Below are 20,255 nucleotides of genomic sequence, written 5' to 3'. Positions count from 1 at the left end.
AAAAGCAGTACTCGAGCTTGCGCTCATTGTTGAGTGGGGCGGCTTCGCCGCGGGCAGCTGCGCTGCTTTGCTTTTGCTTTTGCTTTTGCTTTTGCTTTTGCTTTTGCTTTTGCTTTTGCTTTTGCTTTTGCTTTTGCTTTTGCTTTTGCTTTTGTGGGAGCGAGCCTGCTCGCGAAGGCGGCCTGACAGCCGACCCATCTCTCTCTGAAACCACTCGATCCCTGTGGGAGCTGGCTTGCCAGCGATAGCGCCCTCACATCCAACCAATATCTGCCGAATACACTCAGTTTCATTGTGGGAGCGAGCCTGCTCGCGAAGGCGGCCTGACAGCCAACCCATCTCTCTCTGAAATCACTCGATCCCTGTGGGAGCTGGCTTGCCAGCGATAGCGCCCTCACATCCAGCCAATATCTGCCGAATACACTCAGTTTCATTGTGGGAGCGAGCCTGCTCGCGAAGGCGGCCTGACAGCCGACCCATCTCTCTCTGAAATCACTCGATCCCTGTGGGAGCTGGCTTGCCAGCGATAGCGCCCTCACATCCAGCCAATATCTACCGAATGCACTCAGTTTCATTGTGGGAGCGAGCCTGCTCGCGAAGGCGGCCTGACAGCCGACCCATCTCTCTCTGAAATCACTCGATCACTGTGGGAGCTGGCTTGCCAGCGATAGCGCCCTCACATCCAGCCAATATCTACCGAATACAATCAGTTTCATTGTGGGAGCGAGCCTGCTCGCGAAGAGGCCGGTACATTCAACAGATGTATTGAATCATCAGACGCTCTCGCGAGCAGCCTCGCTCCCTCTTCAAGTCGGCTGAGCCTCAGCCCCGTGGCAACCGGACAACGGCGGTCAGCCCACCACCCGGTGTTTCTTCCAGATCCAACCGCCCACCCAACCGCTGCGCGGCTTCGCGGGCGATGGTCATGCCCAGCCCTACGCCGCCGGAGTTGCGATTACGCGATCCCTCCAGTCGATAGAACGGCTCAAAAACCGCTTCCCGCTGGTCTTCAGCAATCCCCGGTCCGTGATCAATCACCCGAATCAGCAGTTCTTCGCGCTGTTCCAGCAGTTCAATCCGTGCCTGTCCGGCGTAGCGCAGGGCGTTGTCCAGCAGGTTGTTGATGCACGAACGCAGCGCCATCGGTTGCACTGGCAAAGGCGTGCAGTGGCCGCTGACCTGTACATCGGCGCCTTGGTCCTGGGCGTTCTCGCACAGCGATTCGACCAGCGCCTGCACGTCCAGCAACTGCAAGGCTTCGCTGGTGCGTTGTTCGTGCAGATAGGTGAGGGTGGCGTCGAGCATGCCGATCATATCGTCGAGATCCTGGCGCATCTGGCTTTGCAGTTTGTCGTCGCTGATTTTTTCCAGACGCAGTTTCAGGCGTGACAGTGGCGTGCGCAGGTCGTGGGAGACGGCGCCGAGCATGCGCGCGCGTTGCTGGACCTGTTCGCGGATGCGCCGTTGCATGAGGTTGAAGGTGTGCGCCGCTTGCCGGGCTTCGCGCGGGCCGGATTCGTCGAGGGGGGCGCTGTCGAGGTCTTCGCTCAGGCGCTCGGCGGCGTCGCTCAGGCGCTGGATCGGCCGGGTGAGCAGCTTGGCACCGTACCAGGCGGCGATCATCAGCGTGATGAATTGAAAGGTCAGCGGCACCACCGGGCCACCGAACCAGGGGCGCGCTTGTCTCGGTGGATAAGCGGCGTCGCGCATGGGCGGTTGGCCGTCGATGTTCGCTGAGAACTCGGGCGGTGGTGGGGGCGGAGGAGGGCCGTAGAGCCTGAACCAGGCGAAGGCCAGCAGGTGCGCCAGGACAATTGCCGCGAACAGCACCCCGAACAGGCGACCGAACAGGGTATCGAAGCGCGCCTTCATCAGCCTATGTCCCGCGCGTCGAACAGGTAACCCTCGCCGCGCACGGTCTTGATCAACTGCGGGGCTTTCGGGTCGTCGCCGAGTTTTTGCCGCAGGCGCGAGACCAGCAGGTCGATGCTGCGGTCAAAGGCTTCGATCGAGCGACCGCGAGCGGCGTCAAGCAGTTGTTCGCGGCTGAGCACGCGGCGCGGGCGTTCGATGAAGACCCAGAGCAGGCGGAATTCGGCGTTGGACAAGGGCACTACCAGGCCGTTGTCGGCGACCACTTGGCGCAGGACGCTGTTGAGGCGCCAGTTGTCGAAGCGAATGTTGGCGCGCTGGTCAGTGCGGTCGTCGCGCACGCGGCGCAGGATGGTCTGGATGCGGGCGACCAGTTCGCGTGGTTCGAACGGTTTGGCCATGTAATCGTCGGCGCCCAGTTCCAGGCCGATGATGCGGTCGGTGGGTTCGCAGCGGGCGGTGAGCATCAGGATCGGGATGTCCGATTCGGCGCGCAGCCAGCGACACAGCGACAGGCCGTCTTCGCCGGGCAGCATCAGGTCGAGGACGATGACGTCGAAATGTTCGCCCTGCAGCGCCTGGCGCATCGCCGCGCCGTCGGTGACGCCGCTGGCGTGAATGTTGAAACGGGCGAGGTAATCGATCATCAGCTCGCGGATCGGCACGTCATCGTCGACGATCAGCGCGCGGATGCTCCAGCGCTTGTCGTCTTTGCTTTCATCCGTCACGGTTGTCGGGGCGTTGGGCATGGGGCTGTTCACTACCAGGGGTGGTTTCAGCATAGGCGTCCGGCCGGGGGGCGGGAAGTGCTGTTGTAAGGACGTGTTGCGCCGGGCGAGGCTAACCCGGGTGCGTGTTGCGGGCGTGTCGGTTGTGTATCGGAGTCGACACAATAGCCGCGCCGGCTAAGCTGATAACCGCCAGCGCGACGATTTACCGATCATCGGGTGCCGCGCTGCCGCCGGTTCCGCTACAATGCGCGCCGTTTTCGACCAGCCTGAGAGCCCATCCATGTCCGCCTGCCAGACTCCTATCATCGTCGCCCTGGATTTCCCCACCCGTGACGCCGCACTGAAGCTGGCCGACCAGTTGGACCCGAAACTGTGCCGGGTCAAAGTGGGCAAGGAACTGTTCACCAGTTGCGCGGCGGAAATCGTCGGCACCCTGCGTGACAAGGGTTTTGAAGTGTTTCTGGATCTCAAATTCCACGACATCCCCAACACCACTGCGATGGCTGTGAAAGCCGCTGCCGAGATGGGTGTGTGGATGGTCAACGTGCACTGCTCGGGCGGTCTGCGCATGATGGCCGCCTGCCGTGAAGAGCTGGATAAGCGCAGTGGTCCGCAACCGTTGTTGATTGGTGTGACCGTGCTGACCAGCATGGAGCGCGAGGATCTGGCCGGTATCGGTCTGGATATCGAGCCGCAGGAACAAGTGCTGCGTCTGGCGGCACTGGCCGAGAAGGCCGGGATGGACGGTCTGGTCTGTTCGGCGCTGGAAGCGTCGGCGCTGAAAACCGCGCACCCGTCGCTGCAACTGGTGACGCCGGGGATTCGCCCGGCGGGCAGCGCGCAAGATGATCAACGGCGCATTCTGACCCCGCGTCAGGCGCTGGATGCCGGTTCCGATTACCTGGTAATCGGCCGTCCGATCAGCCAGGCGACAGATCCGGCGCAGGCGTTGGCCGCAGTCGTAGCCGAAATTGCCTAAAGCTTATTGAAGATCCAACTGTGGGAGCGAGCCTGCTCGCGAAGAGGGAGTGTCAGTCGGCATCATTATCGACTGATCCACCGCTTCGCGAGCAGGCTCGCTCCCACATTGGTTTCAGGCTGGCCTTAAACCTTCAGAACCAACTTGCCAAAGTTCTCGCCGTTGAACAGTTTCATCAGCGTCTCGGGGAACGTCTCCAGCCCATCAACCACATCTTCCTTGCTCTTGAGCTGCCCGTTGGCCATCCAGCCGGCCATCTCCTGGGCGGCGCTGGCGAACTGCGCGGCGTAGTCCATCACCACAAAGCCTTCCATGCGCGCGCGATTGACCAGCAGTGACAGGTAATTGGCCGGGCCTTTGACCGCTTCTTTATTGTTGTACTGGCTGATGGCGCCGCAGATCACCACGCGCGCCTTCATGTTCAAGCGGCTCAGCACCGCGTCGAGAATGTCGCCACCGACGTTATCGAAGTACACGTCCACGCCTTTCGGGCATTCGCGCTTCAGACCGGCCACGACGTCTTCGGCCTTGTAATCGATGGCGCCGTCAAAACCCAATTCGTCGATGAGGAATTTGCACTTGTCGGCCCCGCCGGCGATGCCGACGACGCGGCAGCCTTTGATTTTGGCGATCTGCCCGGCCACGCTGCCCACCGCACCGGCCGCGCCGGACAGCACCACGGTATCACCGGCTTTCGGGGCGCCGACGTCGAGCAGGGCGAAGTAGGCGGTCATACCGGTCATGCCCAGTGCAGACAGATAGCGTGGCAATGGCGCGAGTTTCGGGTCGACCTTGTAGAAACCGCGCGGCTCGCCGAGGAAATAATCCTGCACACCGAGGGCGCCATTGACGTAATCGCCGACGGCGAAGCCAGGATTGTTCGACGCGATGACTTTTCCCACGCCCAGTGCGCGCATGACCTCACCGAGACCGACCGGCGGGATGTAGGACTTGCCTTCGTTCATCCAGCCGCGCATGGCCGGGTCGAGGGACAGGTATTCGTTTTTCACCAGAATCTGTCCCGCCTGTGGCTCGCCGACCGGTACTTCCTGATAAGTGAAAGTCTCGCGGGTCGCGGCGCCCACCGGGCGTTTGGCGAGCAGGAACTGGCGATTGGTCTGGTTGGTCATGACAGGCACTCGAATGGAATGAAGCCTTGTTGATAGCTCTTCAACGCCGATGTCGCAAGGTTGGCTGATACGGCGAATGCGAGTCGATCCAGTGCGGTGATGGTTACGGGGCGGGTTTTATCACTGCGGCGCATGGGCCTGTAAACAGCGATTGCATAGTGCTGACGCGCTTTCGCTGCCCTTGGCTATGCTGCGACGCCAACATCTTCCAGTTTTTGCGTTCGAGGACATACCCATGAGCATGACGTTTTCCGGTCAGGTGGTTGTAATCACGGGGGCCGCCCACGGCATCGGCCGCGCGACAGCCGTGGCGTTTGCCGCCGAGGGCCTGAAAGTGGTGGTGGCTGACCTGGACGCGGCCGGCGGCGAAGGCACGGTGGCGCTGATTCGTACAGCCGGTGGCGAAGCGTCCTTCGTGCGCTGCGACGTGACATTGGAAAGCGATGTGAAAAATCTGATGGATGAGGTGATCAATACCTACGGTCGTCTCGACTATGCCTTCAACAACGCCGGGATCGAAATCGAGAAAGGCAAACTCGCCGACGGTTCGCTGGACGAATTCGACGCGATCATGGGCGTCAACGTCAAAGGCGTCTGGCTGTGCATGAAGTATCAGTTGCCGCTGTTGTTGGCGCAGGGCGGTGGCGCGATCGTCAACACGGCGTCGGTGGCCGGGCTGGGTGCGGCGCCGAAGATGAGCATCTACGCGGCGTCGAAACATGCGGTGATCGGCCTGACCAAGTCGGCGGCGATCGAATACGCGAAGAAGAAAATCCGCGTCAACGCAGTGTGCCCGGCGGTAATCGACACAGACATGTTCCGCCGCGCCTACGAAGCTGACCCGAAGAAGGGCGAATTCGCCAATGCCATGCACCCGGTCGGACGCATTGGCAAGGTCGAGGAAATCGCCAGCGCGGTGCTGTATCTGTGCAGCGATGGCGCAGCGTTCACCACTGGGCACTCATTGGCGGTGGATGGCGGTGTAACAGCGTTCTGAAAGTTGCCGAAATACAAAGAACCCGCCTGCGTGCGGGTTTTTTTGTACCTCGCGGTCGGTCCCTGTGAATACCGCTAAACAATGTGTATCAAACCGTTAGAACTGGCGCATTTGGCGGCGTTGTCGCACAGCCTCGGCGGCGCGGCTGTGATTTACTGCTGCCAGCAAAACTGACAGGAGTTTGCGAGCTCATGGAACTGAGAATTGACCGACAGGCAATGGTGCCGGTCGTGCAGCAGATCGTCGACGGAATGACTGACTGGATTGTGCAAAGCGGCATCCCGCCGGCCACCCGGTTACCCTCCGTACGGCAAATCGCCCGGGGGAATCTGCTCAGCCAGTCGTGCGTTGTCGAAGCCTGCGAGCGCCTGGTCTCGCAAGGCGTATTGACCACGCGCCAGGGCGCGGGATTCATCGTCGCGGCCTCGCCGGCATTGCGCGAAGCGGACTCGGAATGGGCAGCGTGCGAGGGCCGCCCCGCATGGCGTGATGAGGTGGACGCCGCAACGAGTCGCTTGATTTTGGGGCAAGGAGGCTTGCCGCCGAGTTGGCGTGAGCCCGACGACCTCAGCTACGCGCTGCGCGAGGTGGCACGCACCGACATGGCCAGCCTGTTCAACTACAGCTCGCCACTGGGCCTGCCAGCGCTGCGCGAGCAAATTGCCAAGCGTCTGAAACTGCTGAATATCGACGCCTGCAGTACCCGGCTGATGAGCACCAGCGGTGCCAGTCATGCGCTCGATCTGATCGTGCGCACCCTGTTCAAGGCTGGCGATTGCGTGGTGGTGGAAACGCCCGGTTATGCACCGTTGTTTGACCTGTTGCGTCTGCACGGCGTACAAATGCTCGAAGTTCGTCGTACGCCGAGCGGGCCGGACATCGACATGCTCGAGTCGGTGCTGCGTCAGTTTCGTCCCGGCGCCCTGTTCATCGGCAGTCATCACCACAATCCCACCGGCAGTTGCCTGACGCCTGCGGTGGCCCAGCGTATCGTGCAGTTGAGCAAGACCTACGACCTGCGCGTGATCGAAGATGACGTCTACGCTGATCTGCACACCGGCAACGGTACGCGGTTGGCGGCGCTGGACCATGGCGGCCGGGTCATTTATGTCGGCAGCTTTTCCAAGACACTGAGCAGTTCGTTGCGGATCGGCTTTGTCCTGGCGGACAGCGAGCTGCTGAAGCGCCTGGCGGAGGTCAAGATGATCAGCGGCCTGGGCTGTTCGAGGCTGGCCGAGGCGGTGCTGGCCAGGCTGATGGCGACCGGTGCGTATCGCAAACTGGTGCAGCGTCAGCGCCAGCGCTTGAATGCCGATCGCGCGGCGGCCTTGCAGGCCCTGGAAGACGCCGAGTGGGAAGTGTTCGGCAAGCCGGTTGGCGGGCTGTTTATCTGGGCGCGGGCACGCTTGCGCGACCAGGCGTCGGTGCGCAGGCAGGCCCAGCACTGCGGGCTGGAGTTGTCAGCAGCGGACGCTTTCAGTCCCAGCGGTGAGTGCGGTGACTGGCAGCGCATCAATGTGGCCTGTGCCTGCGACCCACGGGCGCGGCAGTTTTTTCGCAATACCTGCGCGGATCGACCTCCAGCATTCTGAAAACGACGCGGGCGTAGCTTTTTGCCATTATTCCGACGCCAGAGTCTTGTGCTGGTTCGAGCCCGTTGCGAATCTTCGGCAACAGACTTTGGCAGGGGACTACGCGCAATGATTTCGGCCGTGCAAGGACGTTTTGCCAACCTCGGTATGGCGAAAAAACTGGGTATCGGATTTGTGCTCGTCTTGTTGCTGACTGCGTTGGTGGCGGCGATCGGCGTCTGGTCGCTGCAAACCATCAGTCTGCGTTTCGACGGCTTGAAGCAGATGTCCGTGCTCAACAGCGGCCTGCTCAAGGTGCGCCTGCTCGAGCAGGAATACGCCCTGCGCGGCAATCCGAAAACCGCCGATGCCTTGCGCGAAGGCGTCGATGGGCTGGTTGTTCTAGCCGGCGAGCTCAAGGCACATTCCCCGGCCAATGTGCCGGTGATGAGCGATGTCGAGCAAGCGCTGGGCGCGTATCGCAAGGCCTTCGATGAATTCGTCTCGCTGAGCCAGGCCAAGGACCTCGCGCTGGAGATGGCCAGTTGGTCGGTGTCCAGCGTGGCCAATAACCTCGACGTGTTGCAGAGCGGGCTGGCCGATGATGGCGCCTATACGTTGAAAGACACCGAGGGCAAGGACGGCGCCCAGTTCATCGAACAGGCGAATCAGGTCAGTCAGGTCTCGCGACTGATGCTGCAAGCGATGAACGAGGCGCGCGTGCGGCTGGATCAAAGCCGCAAGGGCGATACCGACAATGCCGGCCAGGGCAACATCGAGCAGGCCGCGCAAGCGCAGGAGCAGGCCGAGGCGCTGAAAACCACGGTCAAGGACGAGGGCTATCTGACTGTGCTCAACGAAGTGTCGGGGCATATCGCCGGATTCAACGAGAAACTGGCTGAATACACCGGTTTGCTGGCGCAAGAAAAAACTGTGTACGAGCAACTGCATCAGCGCGCGGCGCAGGTGGTGGACCGGGTCAATCAGGCCTACGTCGCCGAAGACGCTTCGATGCAGGCGGAGCTGAAAAAGAACACGGTGTTGATCATTGGCTCTTCGGCGCTGGCCTTGTTGGTCGGATTACTTGCCGCGTGGGTGATCACGCGCCTGATCGTTGCGCCGCTGCGCAGTGTGATTCGCGTGGCGCAGCAGATTGCTGCGGGTGATCTGACGGCGAAGGTCGAGGTGACGCGCCGCGATGAAATGGGTCAGCTGATGTTGGCGATGCAGCAGATGGCTGCCGGCCTCGGCACGATTGTCAGCGGCTTGCAGGCCGGTATCGAGCGCTTGGCCGGTTCCGCGCAATCGCTGTCGGCAGTGACCGAGCAGACCAATCTGGAGGTCAACAGCCAGAAGGAGGAAACCGAGCAGGTCGCCACCGCCATGAACCAGATGACCGCCACCGTGCATGACGTCGCGCGCAATGCCGAAGAAGCAGCTCTCGCGGCGCAGACGGCGGATGACAAGGTCGAGAGCGGCCAGCAGGTGGTGCGTCAAAGCATGGCGCGGATCGAGCAGTTGGCGGATTCAGCGACCTCGGCCAGTTCCAGCATCGAGAGCCTCAGCGCCGAAATTCAGAATATCGGCACGGTGCTGGAGGTGATCAAGAGCGTGGCCGAGCAGACCAATCTGTTGGCGCTGAACGCGGCAATCGAAGCCGCGCGGGCCGGGGAGCAGGGCAGGGGGTTTGCGGTGGTGGCCGATGAAGTGCGTGCGCTGGCACGGCGTACGCAGCAATCGACCGAGGAGATCGAACGCTTGGTCAGTGCCCTGCGCGCGGCGGCGCAGTCGTCGGTGCAGCAGATTCGCAGCAGTGGCGAACTGGTGAAGCTGGCGGTCAGTGATGCGTTGCAGACCGAGAGTGCGCTGGGGAGTATTGCCGCGGCGGTGTCGTTGATTCAGCAGATGAATCAGCAGATCGCGGCGGCGGCGGAGGAGCAGAGCTCGGTGGCGGAGGAGATCAACCGCAGTGTTACGCAGATTCGTGCGAGCGCGGATCACTCTTCCGTGGCGATGCGCGGGAATGCGGCTTCGAGTGTTGAGCTGGCGCAGTTGGGCGGCGAGTTGCGCTCGATGGTTGGGCATTTTCGGCTTTGAGCCTTGGCGGCCCTTGGGCCGACCAGGCTCTCGGCTTCGCCGCGTGGGGATGGCCCGGGTTTGCTTTTGCTGTTCTGTGGGAGCTGGCTTGCCAGCGAAGGCGGCCTGACAGCCGACCGATTTTTACCTGAGAACACTGCTTCCCAATGTGGGAGCGAGCCTGCTCGCGAAAGCGGCCTTCAATTCACATTCTCTTTCAAGTCGCCCACAAAAAAGCCACCAATAACGGTGGCTTCTCTTCCAGCATTCCCGCCTCAGTCGTAAATCACTTTTTTCTTCCAGTCCGCATCGGCTTCGACATCCTTCAAACCGGCGGTCAGTTGGTTTTCTTCACCTTCCACCGGGGCAATCTTGTCCATGACCTGGGCGTTCGCTCGGGCGAGGAGTTTTTCCAGGTATTGCAGTTGCTCCGCGTACATCTGCGGGTCCTGCTGTTTGCGCAGATATTGCACGCCGCGTTCGAAGGCGAGGCGGGCCTGGCCGGGTTGGTTTTGTTGCAGGGACTGTTGACCGAGGTTGTTGAAGAATTCGATGTGCAGCAGCACGAGGATGTGGCGCACTTCGCGAATCCATTGTTTGGCTTCGTTCGGTGGCAGGAAGCCGTCGTGGGCCGCGCGAGTGATCTGGCCATGCAGGGCTTCGAGGAGGAAGCGCACGTCTTTGGCTTTGGCTTCGGTCAGGATCGGCGCGGGCGGGTTGTTCACCGGGATCGATTCGCCTTGGGCAACGAGGGCGCTGAGTTCGGTGATGCGGGCCTTGGTGGTTGCGCTGGTTTTTTCCAGATTGAGCAGGCGCTGGCAGACGTTGAGTTCCAGGCGGGTCAGCAGCAACTTGAGCGCCGGGGTCATGAACTGGCCGGGGAAGGTTTCGGTCAGTTCGCCGCAGCGGCGCAGGCGGTCGTTGAGTTCGACTTTGGTGCGGGCCTTCTCCAGTTTGTTGTTTTCCACCACATGGTTCATGTAGCCAATGGCGATCAGAATTGCGATCCCGGCTACGACTAGCAGGGTGATCATGAGTGGTGTCACCGGTAAGACCTCTTTATAGGGTTCGCATGCGAGTGTAGTGGCTGGACATTTAGGCGCCTAGCGCCGCTCGACGGGTTTGATCGGCTGCTGCAATCTGTATCGGCCGCCAGCGGTATAGATGAATGCTGGCGCTTGATGTGCAGATTGCCATCACTGTGCGGTGGACTATAACGTCTTGGCGAGTGGCGGAATATAGGCGTCAGGTTTCGGACGACGGAAAAGCCCTACGCGGCCCGTAATCCAGGTCGAAGTCATTGATTTAAATAAATTTATATCAAGGGGTTGACGACCCCTCAATCCATCCATAGAATGCGCGCCACTTGCAGCGTAAAGCACACAGCCAAACGCGGCAGGGAGTGAATGTTGTAGTGTGTCCCCTTCGTCTAGTGGCCTAGGACACCGCCCTTTCACGGCGGTAACAGGGGTTCGAGTCCCCTAGGGGACGCCAATGCGGGAATAGCTCAGTTGGTAGAGCACGACCTTGCCAAGGTCGGGGTCGCGAGTTCGAGTCTCGTTTCCCGCTCCAATTTTAAACAGCAGTGCTTTCGGGCGGTGCTGAGTGAAACCAGAACCAAATCTTCGGATGCGGATCTGGACACCGAAACACACACCATGTGTTCCGGGTAGCGTGTCCCCTTCGTCTAGTGGCCTAGGACACCGCCCTTTCACGGCGGTAACAGGGGTTCGAGTCCCCTAGGGGACGCCATTTGCGGGAATAGCTCAGTTGGTAGAGCACGACCTTGCCAAGGTCGGGGTCGCGAGTTCGAGTCTCGTTTCCCGCTCCAATTTCACAAAAACGCCGATCAGTGATGATCGGCGTTTTTGTTTGTACGCGTTTTGTGGCGGCAATAAAAAAGGACCTTTTCACAGGTCCTTTTTTATTTTGAGCCCGGTCATCAATGATCGGGCTCAGGCCGTGCTTACAGCTTCGGCAACTGCCCGACACGCCCCATCATTTCCGTGACGATCTGCAGATCCAGCAGGAACTGGTCGACGGTCTTGAATTCGCCATCGGTGTGGCCGGTGTATTTGGCTTCCGGTCGCGCCAGGCCGAATTGCACACCGTTCGGCAATTCGTGAACCGAAGTCGCGCCAGCGGAAGTACCGAATTCCGACTTCATGCCGAGGTTTTCGCTGGCTACGGCAAGCAGCGCCTTGACCCACTCACCCTCGGGGTTGCGATACATCGGTTCGGCCACTGAGTAGTCGAACGCCACGGCAACGTGAGTCTTCTTGCTCCAGGCGTCCAGTTTCTCAGCGATCTCAGCCTTGAGCTTTTCCGGGGATTTACCCTTCGGCACCCGCAGGTTCACCGCCAGTTTGAAGGCTTTGTCGTCCTCGCCGACGTAGGTCAGCGAGGTGGTCAGTGGTCCCATGAACGAATCGGAGAAGCCCACGCCAAGTTTTTTGCCCAGATAATCCAGGCCCCAGTTGTCATCGGCATAACGTGCGGCATCGGTGAACTGGTTGTGCTTGAGCGCGACTTTGCCGTCCAGGCTGTTGATGAAGCTCAGCATCCGCGCGACCGGGTTGACGCCGGACTCTGGTTCGGAGGAGTGCGCAGAAACCCCCGTCACGGTCAGTTTGACGTTTTTGCCATCAACCTTTGCCGCGACTTCGAAGTCGCCGCCGTTGGCTTTGGCGTAGGCGTCGCCGGCTTTTTGCAGACTGGCGGCGAGCTTGGCAGGCTTGTCGGTTACCAGCGTGGCCACCGACGCGGACGGAATCTGGTTGGTCGCCTTGCCGCCGGTCATCGAAACGATTTCCGCGCCGTTGCCTTCGCCTTTGCGTTTGGCAAAGTTGGCCATGACGGTGCCGTAACCTTTTTCGGCGATCACTACCGGATAACCGCCGTCCAGCGCCATATTGTAGTTCGGCGTCGGGTTGCGCTCGAAGTAATAGGGAATGGCGTCGCCGCTGGTTTCTTCGGTGGTGTCGACCAGCAGCTTGAAGTTACGCGCCAGTGGCAGTTTCTCGTCCTTGATCACTTTCATGGCGTACAGCGCCACGACGATCGCATTCTTGTCATCCTCTGTGCCACGACCGTACATGCGATCGCCAATCAGCGTGACTTTGAACGGGTCGAGTTTGGTGCCATCTTTCAGCACCCAGTTTTCCGGCGTTACCGGCACCACATCGGCGTGGGCATGAATGCCAACGACTTCGTCGCCTTTGCCATCCAGAGAGATTTCGTAGACACGGTTATCGATGTTGCGGAATTTCAAACCGAAGGATTCGGCGAGTTTCTGGATCTCGCCGGCAATCTTGATGAATTCCGGGTTGTCGTGTTGCTCCACGCCGTCCTTGCGGAAGGTCGGGATCTCGACGAGTTGGCTCAGGGTTTCCAGCGCGGCCTTGCCATATTTCACGCGGGTATAAATGCCTAGCAGACGGTGAATTTCATTCTGCTGTTCGGCGTTCAGGGTCTTGTTGTCGAGGAAGGCGCTGATGGACGGGGTGAGATTATCCGTTTTGGCCAGGTCGCTTTTCGCCAGGCTGCCAAGGAAGCTGCGGAAATCCGTCAAGCTCTTGCCGTCAAAGGATTTCAGGATCGCTGCACTTTGCTCGGCAGTGATGTTGGCTTGTGCGGCGCTGGTAAACGCGGTGAGGCTGGCCATGACCAGAGTGGCGGCGGCCAGTTTTTTCAGGGAAAAGACCATGGAACAGGCATTCCTTTGCAAAGGATTGGGAAAGTATTTCTGACGCTTGTGACAGAAACATTTTGTAAACCTAACACTGCGAGCGCTGGGAAAGGGAGTCACAAACTTGATCTGTCGCACAGAAATGCAAAAGAGGCGCACAAATGAAAAAGTCCCGGCAGCTGATGCCGGGACTTTTTTTGTGTGAGTTACATCGACAGCATCAGGCGTCCGGCAAATAGAATCAGGATGACGCCCATGCTGCGCTCGAACCAGTGTCCAAGGCGCATGAACAGCAGGCGCACTTTATTGCTGGAGAAAAACAGCGCGACGATCACAAACCACAGCGCGTTGACGAAGCACATCCACAATCCGTAGAACGCCTGGATCTGCAGCGGTGTGCTGGCGCTGATGATCGTGGTGAAGATGGCCAGGAAAAACAGCGTGGCCTTGGGGTTGGTCGCATTGGTCAGAAAACCGGTGCTGAATGCCTTGAACAGTGACTGTTCAACCAGCGGCTCATCGGCGTTTTTTTCACCTTCGACGCTGCTCTTCGGTTTGCTGCGGATCAGGCTGACGCCCAGATAGAGGATGTAAGCCCCACCGACCACTTTGGCCACAGTCAGCAGCCACGGCGTGGTGTGCATCAGGGCGCCGACGCCGAGCAGGGTATACAGCACATGCACGGAAATCCCCGCGCCGATGCCCAGCGCAGTGCAGATACCGACGAGCCGGCCGAAGCGCACGCTTTGACGGATGGTCACGGCGAAGTCCGGGCCGGGTGCTACCACGGCGAGAAAGTGGATGGTGGCCAATGCGAGAAACTCGCCCAGGTAATTGGAAAGCATGTCAGCTCCAGAAAGTCAGAGGGGAGGCATTGCCGCGATAGCCAACAAAGAACGACAGGCTCAAACGCGGATCCGCGACGCCCGGAGTGACCGAGTGCATGCGCCGCGAATTGAACATGATGAAATCGCCGGGCTGCGGTCGTACTTCGAGGGCGGGCGGCCCCAGCAGCGACGGCTCGATGCCGTAACTGTCGCCGCGCATTTCGTCGAATTGATCCGGGGTGATGTGGTCATTCCACATCTGCAAGGCGCCACCCTCGGTGGGCATGTTCAGGTAGACGTTGCAGGCAAATTGCGCCTCAAGGCTGCGCGCCTGAAAACTGTCCGGGGCGTCCTTGGCGAAGATGTCGTGATGAGCAAGAAAGCACACGCCCGGTTTGACCACCCGCGACAAACCGACATACATCTTGCGCCCGTAGAGATTTTCCAGATGCGCGCCGGCAGGCCAGGACTCGTCGAGCATGCAGCGCAGAGTGTCGATGGGCGAGGAGTAGGGCGCGCAGCGCTGACGCAGTTCGGCGATGTTGCGGGTGGCGCGTTCGAAGTAATCCTCGATCAGCAGCGGCTGGTTTTCCGCCTCGTAAAAGGCCATGCCGATGCGGCCGATGCTCGGCGCGTTGATGTAGCCCTCAAAGCCCGGGGCGAGGATCTTGTCGCCGATCTTGATCGCCAGCGGCTCGGGCAGAAAGCGTTTGACGCGGATGGCGAGGACTTCTTCGTTGGCCAGTTTTTTTATGCACGTCTCATCGAGACGCTCGACGTCTAGCATCATTTGTTTTAGGTCCATCTATCGATAGTCAACGGAACCGGCGAGCGCGGTTCCCCGGCGTCGGACGCTGCGCGACGGCAACGCCCGAAATGCTCAATCCACGCTGTAGTGGACGGACAGCGTGCCTTTCTTCTGCGAAAGCGACGCGATCGTGACTGTGCCCAGATCCTTAAGGCTGCGTACGTGGGTGCCACCACAGCCATAGGCTGGCAGTTCACCAAAACTGATTTCCCGCGCGCCTTCGCGCAGCGAGGTCAGGCGCGGCAGATCGTGTTCGATCCACTGCTCGATACCGGTTTGCACGGTTGGCGCATCGATTTCTTCAGCGCTATCGCCCGGCTTGAATTGCACCCGGCCTTCGTCCGGCCAGTGGTGCGCCTTGATCGGCATCCAGCCCATGGCCTGAATGAAATGACCGATCAGGTGCCCGGCCGAGTGCATGCGCGTATTGAAGCGGCGGCGCTCTTCATCGATACGGATGACGGTCATGCCCAGCGGCAGCGGGCGGTCGACGAAATGCACAATGCGCTCCGGTTCCTGCACCACGCGCGACACCCGGCTTTCACCGATCCAGCCGGTATCGCAAGGCTGACCGCCGCCCTGGGGGTGAAACAGGGTGGCGCGCAGCACTACGGCGAATTCGTTCTCGTGGGGTGTGCAGTCGAGGACTTCGACATTCGCCTTGAGGTCGTCACTGTGAAAAAACAGGCGAAGCGTCATATTCCATGCCCTGATCGAAGTTCTGTTTTTATTATATGAATCGTGCAATAACGTGATAATCCGTTCGAACATCAAAGGACTTGTGCGTCGTGAGCATCAATCTTCCGCTGCCGCTGCTGGGTGAAATGGCGATTTTCGTCAAGGTTGTCGAGACCGGCAGCTTCTCCGAAGCGGCGCGGCAGATGGGTTCCTCACCCTCGGCGGTCAGTCGCAGTATTTCCCGATTGGAAAAGGCGTTGGCCACGCGCTTGCTGCAACGCACCACGCGCAAACTGCGCTTGAGCGATGGTGGTGAGGAGGTGTTCAAGCGTTGCCAGGAAATGGTCAGTGCGGCCAGGTCGGTGATGGAAATAAGCGGTCAGTTCACCCACGAAGCCGAAGGCCTGGTGCGGGTCAGCGTACCGAAAGCAGTGGGGCGTTTTGTGATTCATCCGCACATGCCGGAGTTTCTGCGCCGCTATCCCAAGGTTGATGTGGAGTTGCTGCTGGAAGATCGTCAGGTCGATCTGATCGATGATCATGTCGATCTGGCAATTCGCATCACTGATCGTCCACCGGCCGGTCTGGTCGGGCGGCAGTTGCTGACCATCGATCATTTGCTTTGCGCCACGCCGCAATACCTGGCCGAACACGGCACGCCGACGCATCCTCACGATTTGCTCAATCACAGTTGTATTTATCTGGGCGAAACGCCGAGCGATGCGCGCTGGAAATTCAAGAAGGGCAGCAAGGCGGTGACGGTCGGCGTGCGTGGGCGCTATGCCGCCAATCACACGGGTGTGCGCTTGGGGGCGGTGTTGCAGCACATCGGGATTGGCAGTCTGCCGTATTTCACGGCGCGTTATGCGTTGGAGCAGAAGTTGATTGTGCAGGTGTTGCCGGACTGGACGTTTCTTGCCTCTTATCATGGTGGGTTGTGGTTGCTGCATTCGCCGACGCGTTATCTGCCACCGAAATTGCGGGTGTTTATTGATTATCTGGTGGAGTGTTTGCAGAAGGAGCCGACGTTGGGTAGGCCCGGGAAATCTGCCGGTGGGAGCAATGCGGCTGTGGCGTATGAGCTGCCGGAGAGTGAGGGGTTGCTTTGAGGTTTTTTTGGTGGGACTTGGCGGCCTTTGGGCCGACCAGGCTCTGGTGGTTTGGGTGAATATCCGTTTCTGCGGTAACGGCTGCTTAGGGTTTCGCCCTTACGGCGACTTACTTTTTTACAAGCGCCTAAAAAAGTAAGCAAAAAACGCTAGCTCCTACGTTCGGCCCTCGCAGGCTCGGGTTCCTTCGCTGCGGGATCGATCCGGGCGCAGCGGCTACGGTTTGCTTCGCTGCACCTACACTCGCTGTGTACGACTGCGTCGTACGGTCGCTGCGCTCCCACGCCCGGATCAATCCCTCCGCTCAGCCTTCCGACGTCGCCTGTGAATCAAGATCAAAAGCGGTACTCGAGCTTGCGCTCATTGTTTTGAGTGGTGAGGGGCGGGTGGTGTCTGGCTGTTTTTGTGGTGAATTTTCCCCTCACCCCAGCCCTCTCCCCGAGGAGAGGGAGCTGATTTGTGTGCTTTTCAAATCCTGAGTTCAACTCGGACTTTCACATCGACGTAACTCGCCCAAACACCTCGGTCAGTCCCCTCTCCCTCCGGGAGAGGGCTAGGGTGAGGGGGCTTTTGATCTTGAAAAAAAAGGCCCGCATGGAATCACCAGTGCGGGCCTTTCATTATCGTTTGAAAAATCAGTGCTTGCTGTCCTGCGCGGACATGGCCAGCAGTTGTTTTTCCTGGTTCCAGTCAAACGGTTCGTCGTTCTGTTCGGCTTCGTAGCGGCGTTCTTCGAGGGCCTGGTAGAGGTCGATTTCTTCGTCGGAGAGGTAGTGCAGGCAGTCGCCGGCGAAGAACCACAGCAGGTCGCGCGGGATCAGGTGGGCGATTTGCGGGTAGCGGCTGATGACTTGGGTGAGGATGTCCTGGCCCAGGTATTGGCTTTCGATAGGGTCGATCGGCAGGGAGGCCAGCAGTTCGTCGAAGCGCTCGAGGAACAGGGCATGGCTTTCTTCGGGCACTTGTTCGGCCTCACCTACGGCGACCAGGATACTGCGCAGGTGGTCGAGCAACACGAGATGATCGGCAACGACGTTGGACACGAGATAAGTCCTCAAGAGCAAAACGGGCGCGGGAGTATAAAGCCCTCGCGCCGTTTTTTCACATAAACCGGGTTCAGCGGACTTTGCCCTCTGCCTGGGTCAGTTCTTCTTTGGCGAAATCGTCGACGTCGATCACCTTGCGGCGGGCCGCTTCGGCGTCGCGCAGGCTTTGCGCTTCGACGGCTTGCAGCACGCCGGCTTCCAGCGCGGCATCGATGGCGTGTTCGCCGGCAGCCGGTTTCACCTGGCCGCTTTTCAACGCGGTGTGGAGTTTTTTGTGCAGCGATTGCGCGGCATTGAGCAGGTCGCTGGCGTGTTGCAGCGCGCCCACGGCATCGTCCGCCGATTGCGGGCGGTAGCAGCCGGCGAGCAATTCTTCGAGGGCCGGATCGCCTTTGGCGCGACCGATGACCGCAGCGACTTCGGCGCCGAGTTTGTCCGATGGGCCTTTGTGACGGCGCCCGAACGGGAAGACGATGACCCGCAGCAGGCAGCCGAAGACTTTGTTCGGGAAGTTGCTCAGCAGTTCATCCAGCGCACGCTCCGACTGGCCGAGGCTTTCTTCCATGGCCCAGCGGAACAGCGGCTCCATGTACGCCGGCGAATCCAGGTCGTGATAACGCTTGAGCGCCGCAGAGGCCAGATACAGGTTGCTCAGCACGTCGCCGAGGCGCGCCGACAGGCGTTCGCGGCGTTTCAGTTCGCCGCCCAGGAGCATCATGCTGAAGTCGGCGAGCATGGCAAATGCGGCGGCCTGACGGTTGAGCGCGCGGAAGTAGCCTTGGCTGATCCTGTCACCCGGCGCATGTTCGAAATGGCCAAGGCCGAGGTTTAGCACCAGTGTGCTGGCCGCATTGCTGACGGCGAAACCGATGTGCTTGAGCAGCAGGCCATCGAATTCCTTGAGTGCCTGGTCTTTATCCTGGCGACCGGCCAAGGCCATTTCCTTGAGTACGAACGGATGGCAACGGATCGCGCCCTGACCGAAGATCATCAGGTTGCGCGACAGGATGTTCGCGCCTTCGACGGTGATGAAGATCGGCGCGCCGTTCCAGCTGCGGCCGAGGTAGTTGTTCGGTCCCATGATGATGGCTTTGCCGCCGTGCACATCCATGGCGTGGCTGATGCATTCGCGGCCGCGTTCGGTGAGGTGGTATTTGAGGATCGCCGACAGCACCGATGGTTTTTCACCCAGGTCCACCGCGTTGGCGGTGAGCATGCGGGCGGCGTCCATCATCCACGCGTTACCGCCGATGCGCGCCATGGCTTCCTGAATGCCCTCGAAAGCGGACAGCGGTACATTGAACTGCTCGCGAATCTGCGCGTACTGGCCGGTTACCAGACTGGTGAACTTGGCCGCACCGGTACCGACGGCTGGCAGCGAGATTGAACGCCCGACGGACAGGCAGTTCATCAGCATCATCCAGCCCTTGCCGAGCATTTCCTGACCACCGATGAGGTAGTCCAGCGGAATGAACACGTCCTTGCCGGAGTTCGGGCCGTTCATGAACGCGGCGCCCAGCGGCAGGTGCCGACGACCGATTTCCACTCCTGCGGTATCGGTCGGGATCAGCGCCAGACTGATGCCGAGGTCCTCTTCCTCACCGAGCAGGTGATCCGGGTCATAAGCCTTGAATGCCAGGCCAAGCAGGGTTGCTACCGGGCCGAGGGTGATGTAGCGCTTTTCCCAGTTCAGGCGCAGGCCGATGACTTCCTGTCCTTCCCACTGGCCTTTGCAGATGATCCCGGTGTCGGGCATCGCGCCGGCGTCGGAACCGGCCAGCGGACCGGTCAATGCGAAGCACGGAATATCGTCGCCACGGGCCAGGCGCGGCAGGTAGTGATTACGTTGTTCATCTGTGCCGTAATGCAGCAATAGTTCGGCAGGGCCGAGGGAGTTGGGCACCATCACGGTGGAGGCGAGGTCGCCGCTGCGTGTCGCCAGTTTCATTGCCACTTGTGAGTGAGCGTAGGCCGAGAAGCCTTTGCCGCCGTATTCCTTGGGAATGATCAGGGCGAAAAAGCCATGTTCCTTGATGTGCGTCCAGGCCTCGGGCGGCAGGTCCATGGACTGGCCGATCTGCCAGTCGCTGACCATTGCGCAGAGTTCTTCGGTCGGGCCGTCGATGAAGGCTTGTTCTTCTTCGCTCAGTTGCACTTTTGGATAGGACAGCAGTTTGTCCCAGTCCGGACGGCCGCTGAACAGCTCGCCGTCCCACCATACGGTGCCGGCATCGATCGCGTCGCGTTCGGTCTGCGACATGGGTGGCAGGGTTTTCTGGAACCAGTTGAACAGCGGCGCGGTGAAGTGCTTGCGGCGCAGGTCAGGCAGCAACAATGGCGCGGCGACCACCGCCAACAGGACCCAGAAGACAAACAGCAGCCAGCCCGGCGCGTGACTGAAAATCCCCATGGCGACGAGATAGGCCGCAACGATGCCCAACGCGGGCAGCGGGGCGATGCGTCGATGGGCGAGATACGCCACGCCGACGATCAAAACCAGTATCCACAACAACAGCATATTCAGTCCTCCGTGAACCAAGGCAAATCGACCCTCCAGAGCTTAGACGGCATCTGCAAACAAGGGTGGTCAGAGCATGGTGATTGAAATCGTGGGAAACCCCGGATGGTTTTCGTAGGTTCGGTGGGCAACACGTGTGGGAAATCGTTCGTTGCTGCGCAGCTTTGCTTTCAGGTTTGGCCGAAACGTCGTTATCTCTGTGCTCAGGCTGTCGCTAGACTCGTG

The 20,255-nt window shown here is 60.1% G+C and carries 16 protein-coding genes, 4 tRNA genes and 1 pseudogene; 10 read left to right on the top strand and 11 right to left on the bottom strand.

From position 1 onward, the window contains the following. Positions 1-23 precede the first annotated feature (23 nt). The 3 genes from AB4N85_RS14450 to AB4N85_RS14440 form a co-directional block, all read right to left on the bottom strand. Complete coding sequence (locus tag AB4N85_RS14450; protein WP_460064814.1) at positions 24-293, bottom strand: hypothetical protein; 270 nt, start codon at positions 291-293, stop codon at positions 24-26. A 529-nt stretch (positions 294-822) separates the two neighbouring features. Continuing rightward, entirely contained in the window at positions 823-1,872 is a 1,050-nt protein-coding gene (locus AB4N85_RS14445; RefSeq protein WP_460064811.1) for an ATP-binding protein, read from the bottom strand. Beyond that, positions 1,872-2,621: a response regulator gene (locus AB4N85_RS14440; RefSeq protein ID WP_095181601.1), complete on the bottom strand. Its 750-nt coding sequence runs from the start codon at positions 2,619-2,621 to the stop codon at positions 1,872-1,874. The genes AB4N85_RS14445 and AB4N85_RS14440 overlap by 1 nt, the downstream gene beginning before the upstream one ends. 262 nt (positions 2,622-2,883) lie before the next feature. On the opposite strand from AB4N85_RS14440, the gene pyrF reads away from it, so the two are divergent. Further along, positions 2,884-3,582, top strand: coding sequence for an orotidine-5'-phosphate decarboxylase (gene pyrF / locus AB4N85_RS14435; protein ID WP_122746841.1), 699 nt, complete (start codon positions 2,884-2,886; stop codon positions 3,580-3,582). A 125-nt stretch (positions 3,583-3,707) separates the two neighbouring features. On the opposite strand, the gene AB4N85_RS14430 is transcribed toward pyrF, so the two are convergent. Continuing rightward, positions 3,708-4,712, bottom strand: coding sequence for an NADP-dependent oxidoreductase (locus AB4N85_RS14430; RefSeq protein ID WP_041479470.1), 1,005 nt, complete (start codon positions 4,710-4,712; stop codon positions 3,708-3,710). A gap of 235 nt (positions 4,713-4,947) precedes the next feature. On the opposite strand from AB4N85_RS14430, the gene AB4N85_RS14425 reads away from it, so the two are divergent. The 4 genes and pseudogenes from AB4N85_RS14425 to AB4N85_RS14410 all read left to right on the top strand — a co-directional run bounded on the left by AB4N85_RS14425 (position 4,948) and on the right by AB4N85_RS14410 (position 9,377). After that, the gene (locus AB4N85_RS14425; protein WP_460064807.1) at positions 4,948-5,709 is read left to right on the top strand and encodes an SDR family oxidoreductase; all 762 of its coding nucleotides are present in this window, start codon (positions 4,948-4,950) and stop codon (positions 5,707-5,709) included. Positions 5,710-5,900: 191 nt separating this feature from the next. Further along, positions 5,901-7,301: an aminotransferase-like domain-containing protein gene (locus AB4N85_RS14420; RefSeq protein ID WP_460064805.1), complete on the top strand. Its 1,401-nt coding sequence runs from the start codon at positions 5,901-5,903 to the stop codon at positions 7,299-7,301. Between the two features lie 108 nt (positions 7,302-7,409). Further along, positions 7,410-8,516 (top strand): annotated as a pseudogene (locus tag AB4N85_RS14415) (HAMP domain-containing protein); the annotation flags it as partial. Next, positions 8,496-9,377 (top strand): methyl-accepting chemotaxis protein, encoded by an 882-nt coding sequence (locus tag AB4N85_RS14410; protein WP_372241007.1) that lies wholly within the window; start codon positions 8,496-8,498, stop codon positions 9,375-9,377. The pseudogene AB4N85_RS14415 and the gene AB4N85_RS14410, both read left to right, overlap by 21 nt. Before the next feature lie 254 nt (positions 9,378-9,631). Here the strand turns inward: AB4N85_RS14410 and AB4N85_RS14405 are convergent, their stop codons facing one another. Next, a complete protein-coding gene (locus AB4N85_RS14405) occupies positions 9,632-10,390 on the bottom strand; it encodes a hypothetical protein (protein ID WP_039764159.1) in 759 nt (252 codons plus the stop codon). A 384-nt stretch (positions 10,391-10,774) separates the two neighbouring features. Here AB4N85_RS14405 and AB4N85_RS14400 point away from each other — a divergent pair. The 4 genes from AB4N85_RS14400 to AB4N85_RS14385 all read left to right on the top strand — a co-directional run bounded on the left by AB4N85_RS14400 (position 10,775) and on the right by AB4N85_RS14385 (position 11,187). Then, positions 10,775-10,850, top strand: a tRNA-Glu gene (locus tag AB4N85_RS14400). A 2-nt stretch (positions 10,851-10,852) separates the two neighbouring features. After that, positions 10,853-10,928: transfer RNA gene (locus AB4N85_RS14395), tRNA-Gly, on the top strand. Positions 10,929-11,032: 104 nt separating this feature from the next. After that, positions 11,033-11,108, top strand: a tRNA-Glu gene (locus AB4N85_RS14390). 3 nt (positions 11,109-11,111) lie between these two features. Then, positions 11,112-11,187: transfer RNA gene (locus tag AB4N85_RS14385), tRNA-Gly, on the top strand. A gap of 135 nt (positions 11,188-11,322) precedes the next feature. On the opposite strand, the gene AB4N85_RS14380 is transcribed toward AB4N85_RS14385, so the two are convergent. From AB4N85_RS14380 to AB4N85_RS14365, 4 genes are all read right to left on the bottom strand, one after another. Continuing rightward, positions 11,323-13,062, bottom strand: a complete 1,740-nt coding sequence (locus AB4N85_RS14380; protein ID WP_252868103.1) for a dipeptidase — start codon at positions 13,060-13,062, stop codon at positions 11,323-11,325. A 188-nt stretch (positions 13,063-13,250) separates the two neighbouring features. Next, positions 13,251-13,889 carry a LysE family translocator gene (locus tag AB4N85_RS14375; RefSeq protein WP_042610677.1) on the bottom strand — a complete coding sequence of 213 codons (639 nt, stop codon included), beginning with the start codon at positions 13,887-13,889 and terminating at the stop codon, positions 13,251-13,253. A 1-nt stretch (position 13,890) separates the two neighbouring features. Continuing rightward, the gene (locus tag AB4N85_RS14370; RefSeq protein ID WP_252868102.1) at positions 13,891-14,661 is read right to left on the bottom strand and encodes a 2OG-Fe(II) oxygenase; all 771 of its coding nucleotides are present in this window, start codon (positions 14,659-14,661) and stop codon (positions 13,891-13,893) included. Positions 14,662-14,751: 90 nt separating this feature from the next. Then, positions 14,752-15,378 carry an alanyl-tRNA editing protein gene (locus AB4N85_RS14365; protein WP_056788187.1) on the bottom strand — a complete coding sequence of 209 codons (627 nt, stop codon included), beginning with the start codon at positions 15,376-15,378 and terminating at the stop codon, positions 14,752-14,754. Between the two features lie 89 nt (positions 15,379-15,467). On the opposite strand from AB4N85_RS14365, the gene AB4N85_RS14360 reads away from it, so the two are divergent. Beyond that, a complete protein-coding gene (locus AB4N85_RS14360) occupies positions 15,468-16,466 on the top strand; it encodes a LysR family transcriptional regulator (protein WP_024013940.1) in 999 nt (332 codons plus the stop codon). Positions 16,467-17,101: 635 nt separating this feature from the next. Here the strand turns inward: AB4N85_RS14360 and AB4N85_RS14355 are convergent. Together AB4N85_RS14355 and AB4N85_RS14350 are read right to left on the bottom strand one after the other, a co-directional pair. Then, positions 17,102-17,509: a PA2817 family protein gene (locus tag AB4N85_RS14355; RefSeq protein WP_039760212.1), complete on the bottom strand. Its 408-nt coding sequence runs from the start codon at positions 17,507-17,509 to the stop codon at positions 17,102-17,104. Between the two features lie 73 nt (positions 17,510-17,582). Further along, a complete protein-coding gene (locus AB4N85_RS14350) occupies positions 17,583-20,030 on the bottom strand; it encodes an acyl-CoA dehydrogenase (RefSeq protein ID WP_252868101.1) in 2,448 nt (815 codons plus the stop codon). Positions 20,031-20,255: the final 225 nt, after the last annotated feature.

The organism is Pseudomonas sp. H1_G08 (assembly GCF_054681355.1).
This window is presented reverse-complemented; position numbering and strand designations above follow the sequence as displayed.